The sequence below is a fragment of the Corynebacterium diphtheriae genome (assembly GCF_001457455.1).
In the GTDB taxonomy this organism is placed as follows: Bacteria; Actinomycetota; Actinomycetes; order Mycobacteriales; family Mycobacteriaceae; genus Corynebacterium; species Corynebacterium diphtheriae.
Genome location: NZ_LN831026.1, coordinates 87,298 through 106,932, shown reverse-complemented (window position 1 = coordinate 106,932; position 19,635 = coordinate 87,298). Strand labels below are relative to the sequence as shown.

At 58.0% G+C, this 19,635-nt stretch carries 22 protein-coding genes and 1 pseudogene; 7 read left to right on the top strand and 16 right to left on the bottom strand.

The window, feature by feature from the left end; translation table 11 throughout:
- Positions 1 to 5: 5 nt before the first annotated feature.
- Positions 6 to 2,000: a M13 family metallopeptidase gene (locus AT687_RS00570; protein ID WP_014318473.1), complete on the top strand. Its 1,995-nt coding sequence runs from the start codon at positions 6 to 8 to the stop codon at positions 1,998 to 2,000.
- 7 nt (positions 2,001 to 2,007) lie between these two features.
- Here the strand turns inward: AT687_RS00570 and AT687_RS00565 are convergent, their stop codons facing one another.
- On the bottom strand, positions 2,008 to 2,634 hold the full coding sequence (locus tag AT687_RS00565) for a CG0192 family protein (protein ID WP_014318472.1): 627 nt from the start codon (positions 2,632 to 2,634) through the stop codon (positions 2,008 to 2,010).
- A 139-nt stretch (positions 2,635 to 2,773) separates the two neighbouring features.
- On the opposite strand from AT687_RS00565, the gene AT687_RS00560 reads away from it, so the two are divergent.
- Positions 2,774 to 3,694 (top strand): alpha/beta hydrolase, encoded by a 921-nt coding sequence (locus AT687_RS00560; RefSeq protein WP_003850127.1) that lies wholly within the window; start codon positions 2,774 to 2,776, stop codon positions 3,692 to 3,694.
- A gap of 9 nt (positions 3,695 to 3,703) precedes the next feature.
- Here AT687_RS00560 and AT687_RS00555 read toward each other — a convergent pair whose 3' ends face one another.
- The 5 genes from AT687_RS00555 to relB all read right to left on the bottom strand — a co-directional run bounded on the left by AT687_RS00555 (position 3,704) and on the right by relB (position 5,742).
- Positions 3,704 to 4,009 (bottom strand): MGMT family protein, encoded by a 306-nt coding sequence (locus AT687_RS00555; protein WP_003850125.1) that lies wholly within the window; start codon positions 4,007 to 4,009, stop codon positions 3,704 to 3,706.
- Between the two features lie 5 nt (positions 4,010 to 4,014).
- Positions 4,015 to 4,839, bottom strand: coding sequence for a VOC family protein (locus AT687_RS00550; RefSeq protein WP_014301205.1), 825 nt, complete (start codon positions 4,837 to 4,839; stop codon positions 4,015 to 4,017).
- A complete protein-coding gene (locus tag AT687_RS00545) occupies positions 4,839 to 5,132 on the bottom strand; it encodes an RNA-binding S4 domain-containing protein (protein WP_014302727.1) in 294 nt (97 codons plus the stop codon). Before AT687_RS00545 ends, AT687_RS00550 begins: the two co-directional genes overlap by 1 nt.
- 126 nt (positions 5,133 to 5,258) lie before the next feature.
- On the bottom strand, positions 5,259 to 5,522 hold the full coding sequence (locus AT687_RS00540) for a type II toxin-antitoxin system RelE family toxin (protein WP_014302726.1): 264 nt from the start codon (positions 5,520 to 5,522) through the stop codon (positions 5,259 to 5,261).
- Complete coding sequence (relB, locus tag AT687_RS00535; protein WP_003850117.1) at positions 5,506 to 5,742, bottom strand: type II toxin-antitoxin system RelB family antitoxin; 237 nt, start codon at positions 5,740 to 5,742, stop codon at positions 5,506 to 5,508. The genes AT687_RS00540 and relB overlap by 17 nt, the downstream gene beginning before the upstream one ends.
- A gap of 502 nt (positions 5,743 to 6,244) precedes the next feature.
- On the opposite strand from relB, the gene AT687_RS00525 reads away from it, so the two are divergent.
- Entirely contained in the window at positions 6,245 to 6,928 is a 684-nt protein-coding gene (locus AT687_RS00525; RefSeq protein ID WP_014302723.1) for a hypothetical protein, read from the top strand.
- A 210-nt stretch (positions 6,929 to 7,138) separates the two neighbouring features.
- Here the strand turns inward: AT687_RS00525 and AT687_RS12870 are convergent, their stop codons facing one another.
- From AT687_RS12870 to AT687_RS00490, 7 genes and pseudogenes are all read right to left on the bottom strand, one after another.
- The gene (locus tag AT687_RS12870; RefSeq protein ID WP_227889257.1) at positions 7,139 to 7,891 is read right to left on the bottom strand and encodes an IS30 family transposase; all 753 of its coding nucleotides are present in this window, start codon (positions 7,889 to 7,891) and stop codon (positions 7,139 to 7,141) included.
- Positions 7,813 to 8,661, bottom strand: coding sequence for a helix-turn-helix domain-containing protein (locus AT687_RS12865; protein WP_003850110.1), 849 nt, complete (start codon positions 8,659 to 8,661; stop codon positions 7,813 to 7,815). Before AT687_RS12865 ends, AT687_RS12870 begins: the two co-directional genes overlap by 79 nt.
- A 279-nt stretch (positions 8,662 to 8,940) precedes the next feature.
- On the bottom strand, positions 8,941 to 9,699 hold the full coding sequence (locus AT687_RS00510) for a hypothetical protein (protein WP_003850109.1): 759 nt from the start codon (positions 9,697 to 9,699) through the stop codon (positions 8,941 to 8,943).
- Positions 9,700 to 9,964: 265 nt separating this feature from the next.
- Positions 9,965 to 10,363: a LysE family translocator gene (locus AT687_RS00505; RefSeq protein WP_003850107.1), complete on the bottom strand. Its 399-nt coding sequence runs from the start codon at positions 10,361 to 10,363 to the stop codon at positions 9,965 to 9,967.
- A 10-nt stretch (positions 10,364 to 10,373) separates the two neighbouring features.
- Positions 10,374 to 11,102, bottom strand: a complete 729-nt coding sequence (locus AT687_RS00500; RefSeq protein WP_003850105.1) for an SDR family NAD(P)-dependent oxidoreductase — start codon at positions 11,100 to 11,102, stop codon at positions 10,374 to 10,376.
- A 4-nt stretch (positions 11,103 to 11,106) separates the two neighbouring features.
- Positions 11,107 to 11,694, bottom strand: a complete 588-nt coding sequence (locus AT687_RS00495) for a DNA-3-methyladenine glycosylase I (protein WP_003850103.1) — start codon at positions 11,692 to 11,694, stop codon at positions 11,107 to 11,109.
- Between the two features lie 52 nt (positions 11,695 to 11,746).
- Positions 11,747 to 12,438 (bottom strand): annotated as a pseudogene (locus AT687_RS00490) (alpha-ketoglutarate-dependent dioxygenase AlkB family protein).
- A 19-nt stretch (positions 12,439 to 12,457) separates the two neighbouring features.
- Between AT687_RS00490 and AT687_RS00485 the strand changes: the two are divergent.
- Positions 12,458 to 12,829, top strand: coding sequence for an LbetaH domain-containing protein (locus AT687_RS00485; protein ID WP_014318465.1), 372 nt, complete (start codon positions 12,458 to 12,460; stop codon positions 12,827 to 12,829).
- Positions 12,819 to 15,164, top strand: coding sequence for an ATP-dependent helicase HrpB (gene hrpB, locus AT687_RS00480; protein ID WP_014318464.1), 2,346 nt, complete (start codon positions 12,819 to 12,821; stop codon positions 15,162 to 15,164). Before AT687_RS00485 ends, hrpB begins: the two co-directional genes overlap by 11 nt.
- Here hrpB and AT687_RS00475 read toward each other — a convergent pair.
- Entirely contained in the window at positions 15,154 to 15,924 is a 771-nt protein-coding gene (locus tag AT687_RS00475; protein ID WP_014307773.1) for a TSUP family transporter, read from the bottom strand. The two genes, hrpB and AT687_RS00475, sit on opposite strands and share 11 nt — an antisense overlap.
- On the opposite strand from AT687_RS00475, the gene AT687_RS00470 reads away from it, so the two are divergent.
- Positions 15,923 to 16,507 (top strand): hypothetical protein, encoded by a 585-nt coding sequence (locus tag AT687_RS00470; protein WP_014318463.1) that lies wholly within the window; start codon positions 15,923 to 15,925, stop codon positions 16,505 to 16,507. The two genes, AT687_RS00475 and AT687_RS00470, sit on opposite strands and share 2 nt — an antisense overlap.
- A gap of 4 nt (positions 16,508 to 16,511) precedes the next feature.
- Positions 16,512 to 17,564 (top strand): AbrB family transcriptional regulator, encoded by a 1,053-nt coding sequence (locus tag AT687_RS00465; protein WP_003850090.1) that lies wholly within the window; start codon positions 16,512 to 16,514, stop codon positions 17,562 to 17,564.
- Here AT687_RS00465 and AT687_RS00460 read toward each other — a convergent pair.
- A complete protein-coding gene (locus tag AT687_RS00460) occupies positions 17,542 to 17,979 on the bottom strand; it encodes a MarR family winged helix-turn-helix transcriptional regulator (protein WP_014318462.1) in 438 nt (145 codons plus the stop codon). The genes AT687_RS00465 and AT687_RS00460 overlap by 23 nt on opposite strands.
- 36 nt (positions 17,980 to 18,015) lie before the next feature.
- Positions 18,016 to 19,629 carry a DUF885 domain-containing protein gene (locus AT687_RS00455; protein ID WP_014318461.1) on the bottom strand — a complete coding sequence of 538 codons (1,614 nt, stop codon included), beginning with the start codon at positions 19,627 to 19,629 and terminating at the stop codon, positions 18,016 to 18,018.
- Positions 19,630 to 19,635: the final 6 nt, after the last annotated feature.

Below are 19,635 nucleotides of genomic sequence, written 5' to 3'. Positions count from 1 at the left end.
CCCCAATGTTGGATAACCTCACTAGAGTGGTGCGTATGAATGATAATCAGCACCGTTTTGCCCTGTCAGACCTCTACCGTTTTGTTAATGGCCCGTGGTTGGATTCTCATGTGATTCCAGACGATCGTGGCGTGGATGGCACTTTCCATGGCTTGCGGGATCGCGCGGAAGAAGATGTGCACACGATCGTGGCGGATTCTGCTGATTCGTTGGCCGGAAAGTTGTATGCCTCGTTCATGGATACCGAGGGCATCGAGTCGGCGGGTATTGCGGCCCTCGATAAGGATCTCGCACTGATCGATGTTGCTACGGTGCCGGAGTTTGTTCAGGCCTTGGGCGCGTTGGACCGCGTGGGCGTGGGCGGACCTGTGGGGTTCTGGGTTGCGAAGGATTCTGCTGGTGACGAGTCCGTGGCTTATATCATGCAGTCAGGTATTACGTTGCCGGATGAGGCCTATTACCGTGAGGAGGCTCATGCGCAGACGCGTGCGGCTTATCAAAAGCACGTGGAAAAGATGTTGGGTTTCCTTGCACCGGAGCAGCTGGGCACCACGCCTATCGACGCCGCCACGCGGATCCTGGCACTAGAGACTGATATTGCTGCTGCCCATTGGGATGTGGTGCAGCGTCGCGATGCTGTAAAGACCTTCAATCCCACTGAGATGGCTGAGCTTCCGCCGCAGGTGGCAGCCCTGTTGCGTGCCGCTGGTCTGCCGGAGCACCGTGTTATTTCCATGATGCCTTCCTACTTTGAGGCCCTAGAATCCCTGCTGACACCGCAGCGTCTTGATGATTGGAAACTGCTGACCACCTGGCACATCCTGCATTCTCGTGCCGGTGTTCTCACCCCTGAGATTTCTCGCGCCGACTTTGAGTTCTTTGGTACCACGCTCTCTGGTGCGACACAGCAGCGCGACCGCTGGAAGCGCGCCTTGGGGTTGGCGGAGTCTTTCGTGGGTGAAGAAATCGGTGCGTTGTATGTGGAACGCCACTTCCCCGAGTCCTCCAAAAAAGATATGCTTTCGCTGGTCAGCTACCTTATCGAGGCCTACCGTGAGCGCATCAGCGGGTTGTCGTGGATGACGCCGGAGACTCGTGAGCGTGCGTTGGACAAACTGGACAAGTTCAATGCCAAGATCGGCTATCCAGATTCTTGGCGCAGCTACGCCGGCTTGGAGTTCAGCGCCAAGGGAACAGACCTCCTTGATAACGTTCGTGCTGGTTCTGCCTTTGCCCACGACTATGAGCTGAACAAAATTGGGCGGTTGGCGGATCGCAACGAGTGGGTTACCACCCCGCAAACCGTCAATGCGTTTTATAACCCCGTGGTCAATGACATCACCTTCCCTGCGGCTATCCTGCGGACACCGTTCTATTCGCCTGATGCCGATGCGGCTGAAAACTTTGGTGCTATCGGCGCGGTGATTGGCCATGAGATCGGCCACGGTTTTGACGACCAAGGTTCGCAGTACGACGGCCACGGCAATCTGGAATCCTGGTGGACCGATGAGGATCGTGCTGCGTTCAGCGCGTTGACGGACCGTCTGGTGGAGCAGTTCGAGGGCTTGGTTCCGAGCGTGCTCGCGGACAACAACCCCAGCGGTGCGGGTGTAAATGGCCGGTTTACCTTGGGTGAAAACATCGGTGACCTCGGCGGATTGGGCATCGCAGTCATCGCTTATCGACGCTACCTCGCCGATCACGGCCTCGACTTCGATTCCACCCCACTAGCTGCTTTCCACGTCGAAGATGCCGACCCAGAACTGGAAAAGACCCAGTTCACTAGCCTGCAGCGCTTGTTCCTCGCATGGGCACGCGTGTGGCGCACAGCGATTCGTCCAGAGCTTGCGGCACAGTACCTCGCCATTGATCCGCACTCCCCTGCCGAGTTCCGCTGCAATGTGATTGCCGGCAACGTCGCCGAGTTCTACCAAGCCTTCGACGTGGCAGAGGACTCCCCCATGTGGATCGCCCCAGAAAAGCGAGTCACTATCTGGTAGCCCTTGGTTAAATATCGTGCCAGCTGAGCTCCGCTGCGATGAGAACGGTTTTAGGAGACATCACCACAGAGCCGTTCAATCGCATCGGCGAGATGTTATGCCCTAGGCGCGGGGAGTTCTCTGGCACGAGCAGATGCGGAACACGCAGGACAAAGCCGCGCAGGGTGGCGTCGATACGCACGTAGCCCACCGCGCGCTGCCGTGTGGCCTCAAGAATGCGCACCTCCCCGAGGGTGAGTTTTTCCTCGCGGTTGCCGCTTCCGCGCACGTCGAGGACCGACACTTTGCCGTCGGAACGCTGCGCGCCGTTGTCGGCCTCCAAGATCACCCGAATGTACTCGCGTACCGCCACCGGATCGCCCATGGCGTTGCTCACGTAGCGGGTGCCTAACACCGAGTGGTCCATGGTGGTCAATGTGTGTTCCGCATCAAATTCGGCACTGCGGTACGTCACCGGCATTTGTACAAGCCGGCGGTCGAGGTCGAAGCCAATCAGCGACTCGATACCTACCTGACCGTCGGGGTCAACAAACCGGTAGGAACCAATGTGCTCAAAATAGCCCAACCATTGTTCAGCAACCTCGCGCTTGGTGGGCTTGAGAACTGCGTTTTCGATAATAGAGATACCGCTCATGATCCGCACTAACCCTTTCGCGCTACGGACACACCCTTGTGACCATTATGTTTTTATTGTTTCTACACCTTTTGTTGAGAACGTGGCGCGGTAATGTCCTGCAGCGGGGGTGATCCCCAACACGCGTAGGATGAAAAACATGACGGATACATCGAATATCAGCCCAGAAGAACGCCGCGAGCGTGAAGAATTCCTCATCGGCGGCCACGATCGCATCCTTACCCCCGAGCAGCAATTAGAGCAGCTCTCCACCTATATCGCCGCCCACTATGAGGCACCTGCGAAGAACCCACCGTGGTCGGATAACCCCAGCGATAAGGAGGCCATCGACACTTTCGACGCCCGCCTGCCCGACCGGATCACCCATGCGTGCATGCTCATGCTTGGCTCCGCTCTCGACCACACCATGCCAGGTGTTGCCTTTATCGACGGCGTGACCACCGAAGATGTTCCCGAACTTGGCGGGCAGATCATCCGCCCCGCCAACCCCAGTGGCGCTTGGGCTATTTCTTTGCACCCAGGCGGCTGGTGGAAGGGCTCGGGCGTGGCGCTCGATAATGCGTGGCGCCCCGAGGTTGCTGCTGTAGCCAACCTCTCCGGTGTTACCTTCTTGGACCTAGATTATCCGCTGGTGCCAGAGCACACCTTGGAACAGGTCATTGCAACGGTCACCACGGCCGCCCAGTGGGTGCGTGACAATCAACAGCCCACCGCGCTGTTTGCCTGGGGATACTCCTCCGGTGGAGCGTTGACCACCTTGACGCATTCGCTTTGGGATGCTCAGGCTTTAACTTTCCCGCATCTTGATCTCACGGGGCTGCCACCTGAGGTTGTTGGGGGTATTAGTTTCCCTGATGCGGCACAGTTCCCACCAACGCTTATGCAGGTAGCTAGCAACGATACCATCGCAGGGCATTACCCGTGGGCTGAGGAGCCGGAGCAGGTCAGGGTGCAAGAATACGTCTCTGAGCATCGGGTTTCTACCCCAGAGGTGGCTCGTCAACGGGTGCGCGACGTGGCGGAATTTTTTGCTCATCAGGCAGCGCAACACAGCGCGTAGATTCACCGGTTATGGCTGGTAGTAGCACTGGGATAGGTCCACGCGTTTTCCATTGTGCGCGATATTTTCGCGGTCCCAGTGTTCGATGGCGCGGTCGGCGACCGCTAGGGTGCCGTCGGCACGCACGACGCGCCACCAGGCGGTCAGCGCCCCGTATCGACGCATAATGCTGCCGACATGGCGGGCGCCACACCCCACGCGGCGCGCTATGTCACCATAGGTGGTCACTGCGCCGCTGGGTATGGTGTCAACATCTGCTAGAACCCGCTCAGTGAGATCGCTGAGCGGGACATGCTGCGAGCAATCAGTGCCCATGACGGCTAGAGGCCGAATTGGCTGAGGTCGATGCCTTCTAGTGGATCGGACTCGTTGCCTTCTTCTACTGGCTCCGGTGCTTCGCATAGGGTGACGGTGGCGCCGGTGGAGTCTGCGATGATCGCCATGCGACCGAATTCGGTGTCCCATGGTTCGCGGATAACACTGCCGCCGTATTCCACGGTCGCTGCAACGGCGGCGTCTACCTCAGCAACGCCGAGGTAGCTTTGCCAGAAGCTTGGTACTTGGGGTGGGAATTGGCCTTCGGCGTTGAAGATTCCCGCAATGGCACCGCCATCTACTTGGGCGGTGGTGTATTCGAAGGAGCCGTCGGTGTCCATGGTGGCTGTTGCCCAGCCGAAAAGTGCTGGGTAGAACTCTACTGCCTTGGTGTAGTTCGTGGTGGCGGTGAGCTCATGCCACACTGGTGTGCCAGGTTCGCCGGCCGCAATGAAGGCATCTTCGCCGGCGGGTTGGATCAGGCCGAAGAGGCCGCCGGCGTTGTCGACGACCAGTGCCATCTGTCCGAGTCGGACTTCCATGGGGTCGGCAAGTACCCGACCGCCTAGTTTTTCTACTTCTGCACAATCAGCGGCGATGTTGTCGGTCATGAAGTAGGTGACCCAGGTATCGGGCTGCTGATGGTTTTCTGGCCGTTTGATAAAACCTGCTACTGGTAGGCCTTGTACGCGGGCAAGGTGGTAGTCGGCACCAAATTCTTCAATTTCCCAGCCCAGTACGTGGGAGTAGAAGTATGTGGATTTACGCAGGTCGCTGGTGGTCAGGTCAATCCAGTAGGGCATGCCTGGCTCGGCTTGAAATGCGGGCATTACATGTTCCTCCAGACTTCTGGGTCGAAGTCATCGTTGGCGGTCTTTTCATCAAAGTAGTCATCGTCGTCTGCTGCGCCTGCGACTACGCGGGCGCAGGCGGTGCCGATGCAGACAACGTCGCCGTCGCGAAGCGTTTTGCCACGGCGGGTATCCACGGCACCGTTGACGGTGACGCGGCCTTCGGCGATAACTTCTTTTGCGGCACCGCCGGTTTCTACGAGGTTGGCGAGCTTAATAAACTGACCGAGTTTGATTTCTTGATCACGAATCGTGACATCCTGCGCTTGCATGCACATCAGTCTAACCGGTGCGGCCGCTTATGGCCTCGGCACCCCCTCAAGCCCACAATCTACAACCCCCGCCTCTGTCGCGTGATGGAAAACGGTGGACCCGACGGAGGCGAGGACCAAGGGAGGTTAGTCGTAGGCCTTCGAGCGGTGCCCAACGTCAACCACAACGACGACAACACGCGCGTCCACAATGTCAGCAATAATCCGATAGTCCCCCACACGCCAGCGCCACAAACCCGACTTATTGGCTGTTAATGCCTTACCTCGTAACCTCGGGTCCTCAAGGGCGCCAACCTCCCGCAGAAACTTACTCACCCTCCGCTGCTCACCCGTATCGAGCTTCTTAAACGACTTCACCGCCCGAGGAGAAAAACTAATCTCCCAAGCCACACTCGCGCTCCAGCTGACTCAACGGCACAGTTCCCAACTCCCCGCGACGAACCTGAGCAGCCTCCTCCTCCAAGCGATACACATACTCCAGATCAGCCAGATGTGCACTCAACGCTTCCCGAAGATAAAACGAACACGGCCGCCCCGTACGTCGCGACAGCTCATCCAAACGCCGCTTCTGCTCGTCATCGATACGCAAGCTAATCACCGAACCACTCATGTAAACATGCTTACAGGTTATACGGGCAAGAATCAAGGGCTCGCCACAGCCACTCAAGCAGCCGACGAGCCACCCCAAAGTGAAGGCCAAAGCACGCGAACTACTACGTAACCGGAACCCGTGTGCCGAATCCGCCTAACTGAGGTTCCCAAGGTGTCCGCTAGCTCCTTGGATGAGGGGTCGGCACCCCCTGGGTTCTGGCCTCCAAGATGGCCATTTTCACCTTTGAAGAGAGCAGCTCGCCTTGCATCTCTCTTTGCATTAGCTGCTTGAAGAGCGCTTCTGCGTCCTTGTGCGTAGTCGCCGTTAGGGTCTGTTTTCCAGCGTTGTTCGGCCTTCTGTTCATCCCTGCGCCCCATAGTTGCTAGGGCCTTGCTTTCGCGGGCAGTGGCGCTTCCAGCGCACCGAGAGGTGTGCTGAGTTATCTGAGCGTGGCCTACGGCCAGTAACCTAGTTTCTGGAGGAATCAATCAAGCTAGGTAGATCATCTGAGGAGGATGTCATGAAAGAGCATCTACACCCATCTTTGGTGAGGCTGTACGGTGGTGCGTCTGATGATGACGCCTTTCTTTACCTCGATGAGTCGTACTCGGTGCCTGACGAATACGAGAGCGGGTCCTTTTATATCTTGGCAGCAGTGAAGCTTAGCTATGGGGATCTTGAGGGAACCCGAAAGACTCTTCGCGATATTTCGGAGAAGGATTATTGGCACACAACAGATGAACTCCGCACCTCTGAAGGTCAGTACCGTACCGTCGAGATGCTGAAGCAGCTCGACTCCTGGGGAGACAAGCACCTTGTTTCCGTTGAAATTTCCCTGCAGTCTGGGGGAGCCCTTGAGCAGGCTAGGGGAGATTGCTTAAGGTCTCTGGTAGAGCACATCTACGGGAGCGCACGCGATAATCCTCCGGCAGGGCTCATCTTCGAAAAGCGATTAAGACGAGTTGACGATAATCGGGATCGGCGTCTGGTTAGGAGGCTCAGGCAGGAGGGCATCTTTCCTCGTGAGGTAGGCGTAGCTTGGGTTAGCCCATCCGATGAGCAGCTTCTATGGGCTCCGGACATAACTTGTATGGCCTACCGACGTCAGATTACACACAAGGGCAGAAACGAAACCGGGGACTACTTCGAGACCTACTTAGAGCCGCACTCTACGATTATCTATGCAGCTCCCCAGAAGAAATAAAATGGCCCGCACCTGCCAGTAGCTACAGTGCGGGCCGAGTTGATGTTCATCTCTCAACGAAGATCAACTCCACACCCTTGAGGATAGCGTTCTGTTTTAGGAAGGGCAACCCCAACCTTTTCCGTGTTCTCGTCAAGAGCTGGTTGGCAGTTGTTGCTTCCCCTCGTGACTTCTTTCTTGGGTTCTAGGAGTCGTTGCAACAACGACTAATTATCCGGTGATACTACCCTCCACACGAAGCACATCTGCCATAACTTCAGCGGGCGTGTGCCATCCCAGCGCTTTACGCGGTTTGTGATTGTGGATATTCGCGATCATTTCCAGATCCTGTGCACTGTAGACCGACAGGTCCTGGGATTTCGGGAGGTTCCTACGCAACCGACCGTTAGTATTTTCATTAGTTCCCCGCTCCCACGGCGATGCGGGATGACAGAAGTAGACCGGAACGTTCGTAGCCATGCTAAACCGTTTGTGCCCAGCCATTTCCGATCCTTGATCCCAGGTAATCGACGACCACATGGATTGATCAATCCGACCAACGATGTCTTTAAGCACTCGCGTGACTTCAGCTGAGGTGTGATTGCTCGGTAGACGGCCAAGGACCACGAACCGGCTGACCCGTTCCACCAGCGTGATCACTGCTGACTGGTTGTTTTTGCCCAAGATCAGATCTCCTTCCCAATGCCCAAGGACCACGCATTCTTCAACGTCGTGTGGTCGGTCATCGATCATGGTCATCGCGTCAACAAATCGATCGGTGCTTTGGCCACTGCGGCAACGACCACGATGCCGGCGTTTCTTACGCCCAGTGGGAAGTTGCAGGTCAAGGTCTTTTAGTCTTCCTTTCGCATCCAGGTAGAACGCGTCGTAGATGGTTTCGTGGCTCATGCGCATCTCCTGATCATCGGGATAGTCGAGGCGAATTCGACTCGAAATTTCCTCCGGTGACCATTGTGCCCGCAACCCGCCGACAACAGATTTCGGCGCAAGTCCCGGGTGATCGTCGAGCGGCTCTGCCCCATCACTCGGGCGATGTACGCCGGGCAATGACCTTCCCGATACAGGTCAGCGATCTGAATGCGATCTTCGATGTTTAAGTACCTGCGGTTAATAGGTTTGTAGGGGTCAATGCGTGTGGGTAGCGCTGGGGCCGGTAGACGGCCTTCTTCGATGACATCATGGCGGGCAGCAAGCGTGGTCATACACGTGTTATACGCCTTGGCATGAGGGCCGTTTGGGATGAACCGTCGGCGTGTGGAGCCAGTATGCGACAAACCATGGTCGAAGTCATAGGCAGTGCGACGCCCGATGTCTACCGCGGTGGCTGCGTCGCGTTGCGACAGGCAGGCAAGCCGCAATCGTAGGTACTCCAGGCGTAGGTTGGTTGAATCAACACGTTGTTGGTAGCGGCTGCGTCTGGTGTGCTGGCCGGTGTCACGCGCTAGGCGGTAGGCCACTGACAAAGACAGTTCGGTATCGATGGCTGCACGGCGGATGGAGGTGTTCTCGTTGTTGATCTGGGTGAGAAACGCAGCGCGTTGCTGTGGGACGACCGTGCTCTGCCGCCGTGGGGTAATCAATGTGTTGTGATGGGAATAGTTCAAGCAATGCCGGTAGTTGGCGTTGAGGAGGCGTGCTGCAGCATGGACACTACTGCCAGCTGTGATCAGTTCAGTCAGGCGATGCTTGTCAGCGTCGGTGAGACTGTGGAACGGGCCTGGGGATGATGCCATGAGCAACCTCTTTCGGATGAAAGTGTTGCAACGACCCTCTGAACCCAAACTTCGTGTGCTCATAGAAACACTCCCTATTAGTCGGTGTCTGATTTCTCAGTCCAACTAAAGGGGAGCAGTTCACAATCTCACCCACGGAGTTGACAACCTATATAGGAACACCCCCAAGTCGGCTGCACGGCGAACCATCTCTGCGATGGTGCGGCCTTCAACAGTAGGTGTCGTGGCAACAATCGTGGGTATCTCCTTGTCGTAGCAATTGTTGGCTTACGCAGCTTATTAGCTGGCAAGTTTGTGGATTTGTTTGTTAACCAAGTCGGTGATCACTTGGTCAGGAATATCACCGGTTCCCACTGCGGTGATGGTGTGTCCGTGCGCTTGCGCGATGACCACTGTGGTGCGTTCCCCGGCGCGCGCACCGCTCATATCAGCGTCGTCGAGGGTTAAGCCCTGGAGGTTTTGGTCAACGGCTACGACGGTGTCTGCGCCTTCTATTGGGAGTTCTTTTGGTGCGATGGCGTAGGTGGTGCGTGAGGTTCCTAGTGTTGAGGTGTTTTCTGTGGTGACGGTGGCGCAGGCACCTGCGTCTGGTACGGGCCTTGCTGCGTCTTCTTCGATTTTGATGAAGGCGGTTTGGTCGCCGTCGGCGCTGTTGTACATGGATACTGCGGTGGTGCCGCGGGCTTGGGATCCCCAGTTGAACATGGTGTGGCTGTCAAAGATCAGTGGTTCACATTCTGGTGGGTTGATGGTGTCTTTGGGGGTTTCTTCTGTGGAGCCGAACATGGCGTAGAAGTCCTCGTGTGTGAGGCCTTCGGGGGCGTCTTCGGCGCCGACGATTCGCCCTGAGAGTGCGTCGGTGGTGGTTGGTGTGGCCGAGGCTGCTGCTGGGCTAGAAGGTCCTGCGGAGCCGTCGGTGGTGTCGGTTGTGGTGTCGGATCCGCAGGCTGCCAGCATGGCGGCACTGAGCGTTCCTACTGCGAACACGAGTGGGAGTTTGGTCCAGCGTGTGTGTCCTTGACGGTGTGGTGTACGCATTGCGTGTGTTCTCCTCTTGAATAGACAACGTTGGACGGGGCACGCTGCGGGTGCAGTGCATCCTCTCTTGTGCCGCAGACTAGCACACATCAAAAGGATTAAAGTGGCTTACCCCACAATTCCGGCAACTCCTTCAACGGCCATGATTACGCCAATGATGAGGAAAATTACGCCCGCACCAAGATCAATCCATGCACTATTACGTATTAAAGCGCTGGCTACCATCCTCACGGCACATGCAAGGCCGATAAACCACGCTAGACCGCTAACGATCGGAAACGCTGCTATCACAATAGTCCACATAGCCCCCATATTGGGGTTGACAAACTGCGCGAATATCGAGGAGAAAACACCACGGCTTTGGGATTAGACAGATTCGTTGCCACCCAGACCGCACAGAGGACACACCCATCCACGCGATATAAAGCCCACCAACTAATTGAATAAGGTGCACGATCTCTGGCCTAGCAGCTAACACTGCCGCAAACCCCAACAGGGATCCCACAATCCATATCGTGTTACCCGTCATCACACCTAGCGCACACCACATGCCTAAGTGCCGGTTCTTAGTACCCATGCGCACAATCTGCAGCACGTCTGGGCCAGGCAGCGTAATTGCTGCAGCCCACACGGCAGCTAGTGCACCAAACACCGAAAGAGTCATAACGATAGAGCTAGATCACCTGATCCTGTGGGGTGATCACAAGCCGGTCAATGTTGACGTGTGCAGGCAACGAGGCCACCCACCGGATCGTTTCCGCAATATCGCCCGCGGTGAGGTTCACCTTGCCCTCATAGACGGCATTGGCTGCCTGCTGGTCACCTTTAAACCGCACCAGTGAAAAATCAGTATGCACCCGACCTGGGTTGATTTCTGCCACACGGATACCTCGTTCTTGGAACTCAATGCGCATGACCTTATCCATGGCCGATACCCCGAACTTCGCAGCGTTATAGCCAGCGCCACCGGCATAGGGCGCGATACCGGCGATCGAACTGATGTTGATAATCAGACCATTACTGCTGCTCAACACATCAAGCAGAGCCCTCGTTACCCGCAATGTGCCTAACACGTTGGTGTCATACATCCACTGCCAATCCTCAAGGTTTGCTTGGGCAATGGGATCAAGCCCTAATGCGCCTCCCGCGTTATTCACCAGCAGGTCACATCGCGGAATCTGCGCCGCAAACGCAGCCACGGACTCATCGCTTGTCACATCAAGTTCAATCGCTGTACCGGCAATATCAGCAGCCAGAACATCCAACAGGTGTTTGCGTCGTGCCGCTACGATCACATGCCAACCATCGGCCGCAAGAGCACGCGCGGCAGCCTCACCAATACCCGAGGAAGCACCGGTAACAACCGCAATCTTTTTCTCATTAACCACATGTTGATTCGACATGGCACTAGCTTTCCACGAGAAGTGGCGACGCGCCACGGGGGCGATCATCTACCATCCCCACCGCCTGCATCGTGGCATAGCACGTGGTAGGCCCAACAAATTGGAAGCCACAACGCTTCAACTCTTTAGCCATCGCCCGTGACTCCACCGTCTGCGAAGGGATATCCGCCACCGTAAGAGGAGGCGTATGCTGCGCCGGCGCAAACGACCACAACACCTCATCCAAGCCACCATGCTCACGCAGATCAATCACAGCACGAGCGTTATTGACCACCGCCATGATTTTGCGCCGATTGCGAATCAGGCGGGCGTCGACAAGCAAAGCCTGCACATCCGCCTCCGTCATACCCGCCACCCGATCCGCATCAAACCCCCAGAAAACCTCCCGAAAAGCAGCGCGCTTCTGCAGCACCGTCCGCCAACTCAACCCCGACTGGAACCCCTCTAGCGCTAATCGCTCAAACAACCCCGACTCCGAATGAACCGGTGCGCCCCACTCATAGTCGTAATAATGACGCAACAGCGCATCCCCCACCGCCCATGCAGGGCGTACCCGACCATCATCACAAGAAATAAGATCCATACCGTTCATGACAGCGAGGCTAAAACATCCCTCCAACACGCGGGGGTAAAACAGGGGTAAACTATAGCTTTACCTGCCGAAATGTCAGATTTATCCGCCCCTGAGACACCCCACATCGCGTCGGTGCCGTGCCCTCGTGCAGCCGCACCACCGAATGAAACATGTCTCGCGACGGTCCACCAAACACCACCGCATCCCCGCTCCCCAACACCACATCCTGCCACGGACGCTGCCGATTCACACCATTGCCCGCCCGAAACACCGCCGAATCTCCAATAGACAACGACACCACCGGTGCACGGGAATCCTCAAACGCATCTTGGTGCATCCCCATCCCAGCACCCGGCGGATAATAATTCACCAAAGCCGCATCAATGCGATAAGAATCCACCCACGCGGCAAGGGAGTCGTCAACACCCGCAGCAGCGCACAACACCTCATGCGCCAGCGCCGAAAACTCCACAGGAATAGGCGGGACAGCCACCCCACCCCACTGAGAAACATACTGGTAGGTGCGGTATTCCCAGTGCAACCCCAAGGACATCAAATAGGCGCTCATCGTGCCATACGCCCACTGCTGCCGGTGCATCGCAAGCGGAGTACCTGCCACCGAGCGCGCAATCTCACGGCACTGCTGCACCACGGCGAACTGCTGGTCCAACCCCATCCAACGTGGCAGGTGAACAAGACCAGGGCGCAGCGCCCGTGACAGCTCACCACTACCCAACCGCTATCACTGAAAAGATCTGGCATACCCACTAACCTAGCCATCATGAGCTTAGATCCGCATACCCTAGCTACGATGGCCGACCAGCGCGCCCAACGGTGGCATATCCCAGTATCGCCGGAGATCACGCAGGCTATAGCTCGCACCGCCGAGTTGGTTTTCGATTACAACGCCACTCACCCAACGCATACCGAGGAGCTTGATCGCCTCCGCCGGTTGATCCTCAGCCCCGCCAGTAAGGACTGCACGATCAGACAGCCTCTGACCATTGAATATGGTGTTAACACGACCATTGGCAAAGATACTTTTATCAATTACGGAGTGACCATCCTCGACACCGCAGGGGTCACCATCGCCTACGGCAACCCCGCCCGAGTTATACGCACCGCTAATCCTCACACCACTTATGAGCTTTAATCTTTCTGTTATCGGCGCCGGTCTGCCCGTCGCACAGTCCACCACGACGCTTATCGACGCCCTGCGCACCCATCGCATGGCGGTGGTGCAAGCCCCACCTGGCACAGGTAAAACCACCCTTGTACCACCCATTGCGCACAATGTAACTGGCGGCAAGGTGATCGTGGTGGCACCGCGCAGGGTGGCTGTTCGTGCTGCCGCCCATCACCTTGAACAGCTCGACCGGAGCAGTTGCGATCAGCCGAGTACACATCGTGTGGGTTATACCATTCGTGGCGAGCGTTCTCGGGGCGATCTCGTGGAGTTTGTCACCCCAGGTGTGCTGTTGCGCAGGCTGATTTCTAATCCGGAGCTCGACGGAGTCTCTGCCGTGGTGGTCGATGAGGTCCATGAGCGCCAACTCGACACCGACCTTGTCCTTGGCATGCTTGTTGAGCTACGAGAGCTTCGCGACGACCTCACGGTGATCGCGATGTCCGCAACCGTCGATGCCCCGCGCTTTGCTGAGCTACTGAGCCCAGAACACCCAGCACCTATCGTGGAAACCCACGCGGAGATTCACCCCTTGGAGCTGCATTATCAGCCTGCTGCCGAGCGCATAGCGCTGAGCCGCTCATACATGGATCATGTTTGCACAGTTACCCAGCGTGCGGTGGCGCACTCCACGGATTCCGCCCTTGTATTCCTCCCCACCATTGCCGCCGTGACCACTGCGGTTTCCGCTTTAGAGCAGCGCACATCCGTGCCGGTTTATCCTCTGCATGGCCAGTTGACTAGTTCGGAGCAAGACGCTGCGCTGCGCGCTGGTCGGCAGCGGATCGTGGTGGCAACGTCGATAGCCGAAAGCTCTTTGACCGTGCCAGGCGTGCGCATTGTTGTCGACGCCGGCCTAAGCCGTGTTCCCAAACGCGATCGCGCCCGTGACCTCACCGGCCTGGTCACCACCAGCACCAGCCAGGCACAAGCAGACCAACGTGCGGGACGCGCTGGTCGTGAAGGGCCAGGCACCGTATACCGCCTGTACTCGGCGGCGGAGTTTCAGCACTTCCCCGACCACGTCACCCCAGAAATCCGCTCCGCCGATCTCACCCAAGCGGCACTGTGTTTGACCGCGTGGGGTTGTACTGATCCCGCCCAGTTTCCGCTGCTGAGCACGCCCCCGAAGCAATCATGGGAGCAGGCCGTGGATACATTGCGCGACATCGGCGCACTCAACGCCGCAGGCCAGATCACCGAACTTGGTCGCACGCTGGCTACGTTGCCTACGGATCCTCGGCTGGGTGCGTCGTTGCTGCATTGTGGTGGCGGGGCTGCACCGACGATTGCGGCGCTAAGTCTTGATGCCCGTGGGGATATTCCTCGTGCAATCGCGGCGATGTCTCATCAGCAGCGTTTTACCCGCGAGGTGGCGCGGTTAGCGGGGTTCGTGCCTGATTCTGAGTGCACACCAGGGGAAGCGATCGCGCGGGCGTGGCCTAAAAATGTGGCGCGGCGCGATGGCGACAGCTATCTTATGGCAGGCGGTTCCCGTGCTGAGCTGGGGGTTTCTAGTCTTTCTGGCCATGAGTGGCTTGCGGTGGCGCAGGCGTCTCTCACACATCGTGGCAGTGTTATCCGCTCGGCTGCCCCTATCAGTGAGGCCGCTGCTGTGGACATCATCGGCGTTGCGGAGCGCACTGAGGCTACGCTTGTCGACGGCTCCCTGCGGGGCACGCGCATTCGCCACTCCGGCGCAATAACATTGAGCACAACCAATGTGAAAGTTGAGGGTGAGCTCGCGGAACAGGCACTAGCCGAGGGTATCCGCACCCATGGCCTTGAGCTGTTTACGTTCTCCGATAAGGCCACCGAGCTGCGCGATCGCCTCCGACATCTTCACGAGTATTACGGTGAACCGTGGCCGGATGTTGATGCAGCCGACCCCACCTTGTGGCTTGGCCCTGAGATCGCAGCATTGGCCGCCGGCACCCCAGCCGCCCGAATCGATCTCTACCCCGCACTCCAGCGCTTGCTCCCGTGGCCGGAGGCCACCCGCCTCGACGAGCTGGCACCTGCTGTACTCGAGTTGCCTAATGGTCGCCGCGCCCGTATTTCTTATGCTGGCGACCGGCCGGTGCTGAGCACTAGGCTTCAAGACTGTTTTGGCCTGTTGGAGTCCCCCATTGTGTGCGGCCGCCCGCTTCAGTTTCATTTGTTGTCGCCTGCTGGTCGCCCGCTTGCGGTGACCGACACGTTGGATAGTTTCTGGGCGGGCCCCTACCAGCAGGTTCGTTCCGATATGCGCGGACGCTACCCCAAGCATCCGTGGCCGGAGGATCCGTTGGCTATCCGTTGAACCACTGTTGTTGTGCCAGGTAGATACTCATCACGACGACGAGGGTGAGCAGGGCTGCGCGCAGGAGGCGGGTGCCACCACCGAGGACGGTGCGTGCGCCTAGTTGTGCGCCAGCAACGTTGGCGATGGCGAGGATGATGCCGAGTTTCCAGAGGATGTGGCCCGCGGCGATGAAGACGCAGAGGGCGCCAATGTTGGTGGCGGTGTTGATGACTTTTGCCAAGGCTGCGGAGCGGATGAAGTCTTGGGAAAGCAAGGCGGTAAACGCCATGATGAGGAACATCCCGGTGCCGGGCCCGAAGATGCCGTCGTAAATTGCGATGGCGGCAACGGCGATGAGTGCTACGGCGCGTCCCCATGGTTTGTGAGCGCTGTTTCCTTGGCCAAAATCGGGTCTAAGCGCCACAAAGAGGCCGGCGATAAGCATCAATATGATAACGATTGGCCGCATTACATCTTTGCTTATCGACGCCGCCATCAGCGCACCCACTCCCGAACACACGGCCGCAACGGGGATCATACGTAGCGCGAGGGAGGTATCTACGCCCACTTTGCGCACGAGGGTTACCGCCGCGGAGAATGTTCCGGTGACTGCCGCAAATTTGTTTGTGGCCAGCGCATTTGCTGGGAGCAGTCCTGGGGCTACGGCCATGATGAGGGGGATGAGGATCAATCCACCGCCGCCAATGACGGCGTCTACCCAACCGGCGGCGGCCGCCCCAAAGGTGAGTATCGCCCAGCCGCTTAGTCCTAGATCCATGGGGGTGTTGTCCTTTGTTCGTCTTCTGTGCCCTGTCAGCGTTGTTCGTGGTTACACACTACGCTCGGAGGTAACCAAGCTTGTGGAGGTGAGCACCGTGAGATTGACTACCGTTTTTCAAGGCACTGTAACTACTACCGCGATTGCTGCCGCGGTGGCATTGGGGGTGTGTGGTTGTTCGTCGGCTGGATCGGTCCAGCAGGCGGCACCGGAAACCATTCAGCCCGGCGGCTATGTGGTAGCCCTTAGCAGCGATGTAGACCTTGCTTGTGATTTCACCCCAGCCCAAGCCCAGTGTTCACCGCTGCAGTTTGTTACCACGTGGAAAAACACCGAAGGTGCCCACGAGCAAGCCACCACGGTGCGAGTCCAGGCGGAGCCGTTTGCGGTGTCGGCAACGGGTAAGCAGCCACCGGTGCGAGATCAGGGCTTCGCACACTTGGGTAAAGAGCACCGCTATGTGGTCGGTGATCCGCAGTCGGGGTGGACGATCGATACCTCGGCACCGGATTCGATAAAAATCAGCAGGCCTGATGGCAAGGGTGTGGTGATTACCCAGGATTCCTATGAGGCTGTGAACTGACAAAGTGGCATGGAATAGCAGTGTTGCCGCCAAGTGGCTGCTGGTGGTTCCAGCCTCGGTTGCAACCGGATATGTGTTCAGCATGTTGCATGTTCCTGCGGCATGGATTCTCGGTGCGATTTTTGTATCGGCCACGATGGCGATTGTGAGCGGCACGGAGCTACCGATCCACAAGGAGGTGTTTAACCTCGGCCGTGGCTTCATTGGAATTCTGGCGGGTTTGCCGTTAGCTACTGCGAACCCGGCGCTGCTGGCACGCTACGTGCTGCCTGGTCTCATGGTCACGTTTGTCACGTTGGCGATTGGCATTGTGGGTGGCATGGTGTTGGCGCGGGCGCAGCCGTTGATTTCTCAGGAGACGGGCATTTTGTCGATGTTGGCTGGTGGGGCGTCGGTCATGCCGGTGTTGGCGCAGGATCTGGGCGCGGATTTTCGCTATGTGGCATTGTCGCAGTATTTGCGTCTGGTGGCGGTGTCGATGTCGTTGCCGCTCGTGGCTCATATGATTGCGCCGACGGGTTTGGACCATGTGGTTACCCCGCGTGGCGACCAGCCGTGGTGGGCGCTTGCGCTTGTGTGTGTGATTGCGGTGGTGGGCCATCGTCTTGCGGCGGTGTTGCGGATTCCGGTGCCGTCGATTCTGGGGCCGTTGCTTCTTATTGTTGCTGCTAGTGCGGTGTTGCCGCATGTGGATTTCACCCCGCCAATGTTGGTGCGCATTTTTGCGTTTTTGTGCATTGGTTGGATGTGCGGCGGTGGGTTATCGGTGGCTGCGTTGAAGTTTTTTGCACGCCAAGTACCTGCCACGATGATTTTTATCGTGGTGTTGTTGGGTGGTTGTGCGCTTACGGCGTGGCCGTTGGCTGCGACCATGGGCGTGGATTATTTTGACGCGTATTTGGCTACCAGCCCTGGTGGCTTGGAGACGGTCCTAGCCCTTGCCAGCGAGGGCGGTGCTGGCCCGATTGTGGTGGCCGTGCAGATTATCCGCCTGTTGTGTGTGTTGTTGCTGGCAGGGTGGCTGCCGCAGCTTATTAGATTGCTGCGGAGGGGTTGATCTTTTCTAGGACGCGGGTGACGGCGGTGAGGTCGGCGTCGTCAAAGCCCAGCATGTCGTTGAGCTCGTCGTTCATTTTTTTGGCTTTGGTTTTCAGCCGGCGGCCGCGGGTAGTCAGGCACACGACTACTTTGCGATAGTCGCTTTGTTCATGTTCGCGGGTGACAAAGCCATTGGCCTCCATGCGCCGCAGTAGTGGCGAGAGGGTACCGCTGTCTAGGTCGAGGGGGTCTGACAGTTCGCTGATGGTCTGGCGATCTTTTTCCCATAGCAGCAATAGGACCAAGTACTGGGAGTACGTGATTCCCCACTGGTCGAAGTAGACGCGGTACATTCGTTGCATGAGGCGCGATCCGGTGTACAGCTGGAAACAGATCTGCTGGTCCAGTTTCAGTTGGTCAGACATACACCGCATTATATTGCGCGCAACAGGTGGAGTGGAAATCGTGGGTTAGCGAAGTACCTCACGCCGCAGGATCGACATGGGGATAGACCCCAGCGTTAGGGCACGGCTGTGGAATTCCGGCAGGCTCATTCCTTGTGCGACGGCACTGTCACGCAGGTCTTGCCAGAGGCGCTGGCCGAGGGCATAGGACGGTGCCTGGCCTGGCCAGCCGAGGTAGCGGTCGAGTTCAAAGGCGAGGTTCTTCTCGTCCATAGCCACGTTGGCGCGTAGGAAGTCCCAAGCGTAGGCGGCATCCCATACACCGCCGTCGGGGGTGGTTTTGCGCAGGTGCACGCCGATGTCGAGGACAACGCGGGCGGCGCGGAGGCGTCGTGCGTCGAGCATGCCCATCATGGTGCCAGGGTCGTCGTGGTATCCCAGTTCGGCCATGAGTTGTTCGGCGTAGAGGGCCCAGCCTTCGCCGTGTCCGGAGTTCCAGCAGGCTACGCGCCGCCATAGGTTGAGGTTGTCGCGTTCGCAGGTGGCTTGTCCGCATTGCAGGTGGTGGCCTGGTACCGCTTCGTGGAATACGGTGGTGAGTTCTTGCCACGTGTGGAATTCTTCTTGACCTGCGGGAACAGACCACCACATGCGTCCTGAGCGGCTAAAGTCGTCTGATGGTGGGGTGTAGAAGATTCCTCCGGTGCCCGCGGGGTCGATTTTGGCTTCGATGGTGCGTACCGGCTCGGGGATGGCGAAGTGGGTGCCGTTGAGATCGGCGATTACGCGGTCGGCTTGGGTTTGCATCCATTGTTGCAGCGCGTCCACGCCGTGGATGGTGTAGCGCTCTTCGGTATCGAGGCGTTTCATGGCGTCGGCGACGCTGGTGCCAGCACCGTAGAGTTCGGCGGCGATGGCTTCTTGCTTATCGACGATCTCCCGCAGGCGCTCTTGACCCCACAGGTAGGCGTCGTCAAGGTCTACTACATCACCAACAAACAGGTGGCTTAGGCGCTGGTAGCGCTCCCTACCGACGGCATCCTCAGCAGGTGCCTTGGGTAGTAGTTCGGTGCGCAGCCACTGCGCCATCTCCCCGCAGGCCGCCTGCGCGTGCTCCACAGCGGCACCCGATACGCCCAGCTGCGTCAGCATTGATTGCGGCTGGGTAAGCTCCGTGAGTTGTTCGATCACACACTGTACCTGGCGGGCAGCCGCTACCCTGCCTGCTGCGGCAGCCACCTGCAGGGATTCCTTATATCCGGCCAGTGCGCGCGGGAGGTGAGTCAGGCGCGCGGCAATGGCATCGCGCTGCTCGTCGGTATCCTGCGGCATGAGCAAGAAGGTGTCACGAATGGTTTGCACTGGCGACTCAATATTGTTGAGCTTTGCTAGGTTATCGCCAGCCGCATCAATATCTAATTCCACCCCGAGGCGATCCCGCAACACAGCAGCCGTGACACGATCAACCGAGTCGAGGGTGTCTTCTGCAGGGATGGCGTTCAGAAGTTTGCGATGCTGGTCTGCAACTTTTTCCCAATACGCTGGGGAAAAATCTTGGAGTTGATCGTCATAGCCGCTAATCCCCCACGCGGTCGCATCGGTGGGAGAAACAGCAGCAAGATCGTACACATACGCCTCACAGGAGGCGTCGAGAACAGAAGGAATCCGTGAGCTATTCATGCCTCG

Excerpts from the sequence above, each read along its gene's own strand:
- AT687_RS00460 (WP_014318462.1), bottom strand. The coding sequence starts at position 17,979 with ATGCGGTGTATGTCTGACCAACTGAAACTGGACCAGCAGATCTGTTTC.
- AT687_RS12865 (WP_003850110.1), bottom strand. The coding sequence starts at position 8,661 with ATGGCATCATCCCCAGGCCCGTTCCACAGTCTCACCGACGCTGACAAG.
- AT687_RS00545 (WP_014302727.1), bottom strand. The coding sequence starts at position 5,132 with ATGCAAGCGCAGGATGTCACGATTCGTGATCAAGAAATCAAACTCGGT.
- AT687_RS00570 (WP_014318473.1), top strand. The coding sequence starts at position 6 with ATGTTGGATAACCTCACTAGAGTGGTGCGTATGAATGATAATCAGCAC.
- relB (WP_003850117.1), bottom strand. The coding sequence starts at position 5,742 with ATGAGTGGTTCGGTGATTAGCTTGCGTATCGATGACGAGCAGAAGCGG.
- AT687_RS00510 (WP_003850109.1), bottom strand. The coding sequence starts at position 9,699 with ATGCGTACACCACACCGTCAAGGACACACACGCTGGACCAAACTCCCA.
- AT687_RS00475 (WP_014307773.1), bottom strand. The coding sequence starts at position 15,924 with ATGGATCTAGGACTAAGCGGCTGGGCGATACTCACCTTTGGGGCGGCC.
- AT687_RS00500 (WP_003850105.1), bottom strand. The coding sequence starts at position 11,102 with ATGTCGAATCAACATGTGGTTAATGAGAAAAAGATTGCGGTTGTTACC.
- AT687_RS00470 (WP_014318463.1), top strand. The coding sequence starts at position 15,923 with ATGGGGGTGTTGTCCTTTGTTCGTCTTCTGTGCCCTGTCAGCGTTGTT.
- hrpB (WP_014318464.1), top strand. The coding sequence starts at position 12,819 with ATGAGCTTTAATCTTTCTGTTATCGGCGCCGGTCTGCCCGTCGCACAG.
- AT687_RS00525 (WP_014302723.1), top strand. The coding sequence starts at position 6,245 with ATGAAAGAGCATCTACACCCATCTTTGGTGAGGCTGTACGGTGGTGCG.
- AT687_RS00505 (WP_003850107.1), bottom strand. The coding sequence starts at position 10,363 with ATGACTCTTTCGGTGTTTGGTGCACTAGCTGCCGTGTGGGCTGCAGCA.
- AT687_RS00455 (WP_014318461.1), bottom strand. The coding sequence starts at position 19,629 with ATGAATAGCTCACGGATTCCTTCTGTTCTCGACGCCTCCTGTGAGGCG.
- AT687_RS00555 (WP_003850125.1), bottom strand. The coding sequence starts at position 4,009 with ATGGGCACTGATTGCTCGCAGCATGTCCCGCTCAGCGATCTCACTGAG.
- AT687_RS00485 (WP_014318465.1), top strand. The coding sequence starts at position 12,458 with ATGAGCTTAGATCCGCATACCCTAGCTACGATGGCCGACCAGCGCGCC.
- AT687_RS00565 (WP_014318472.1), bottom strand. The coding sequence starts at position 2,634 with ATGAGCGGTATCTCTATTATCGAAAACGCAGTTCTCAAGCCCACCAAG.
- AT687_RS00560 (WP_003850127.1), top strand. The coding sequence starts at position 2,774 with ATGACGGATACATCGAATATCAGCCCAGAAGAACGCCGCGAGCGTGAA.
- AT687_RS00495 (WP_003850103.1), bottom strand. The coding sequence starts at position 11,694 with ATGAACGGTATGGATCTTATTTCTTGTGATGATGGTCGGGTACGCCCT.
- AT687_RS00550 (WP_014301205.1), bottom strand. The coding sequence starts at position 4,839 with ATGCCCGCATTTCAAGCCGAGCCAGGCATGCCCTACTGGATTGACCTG.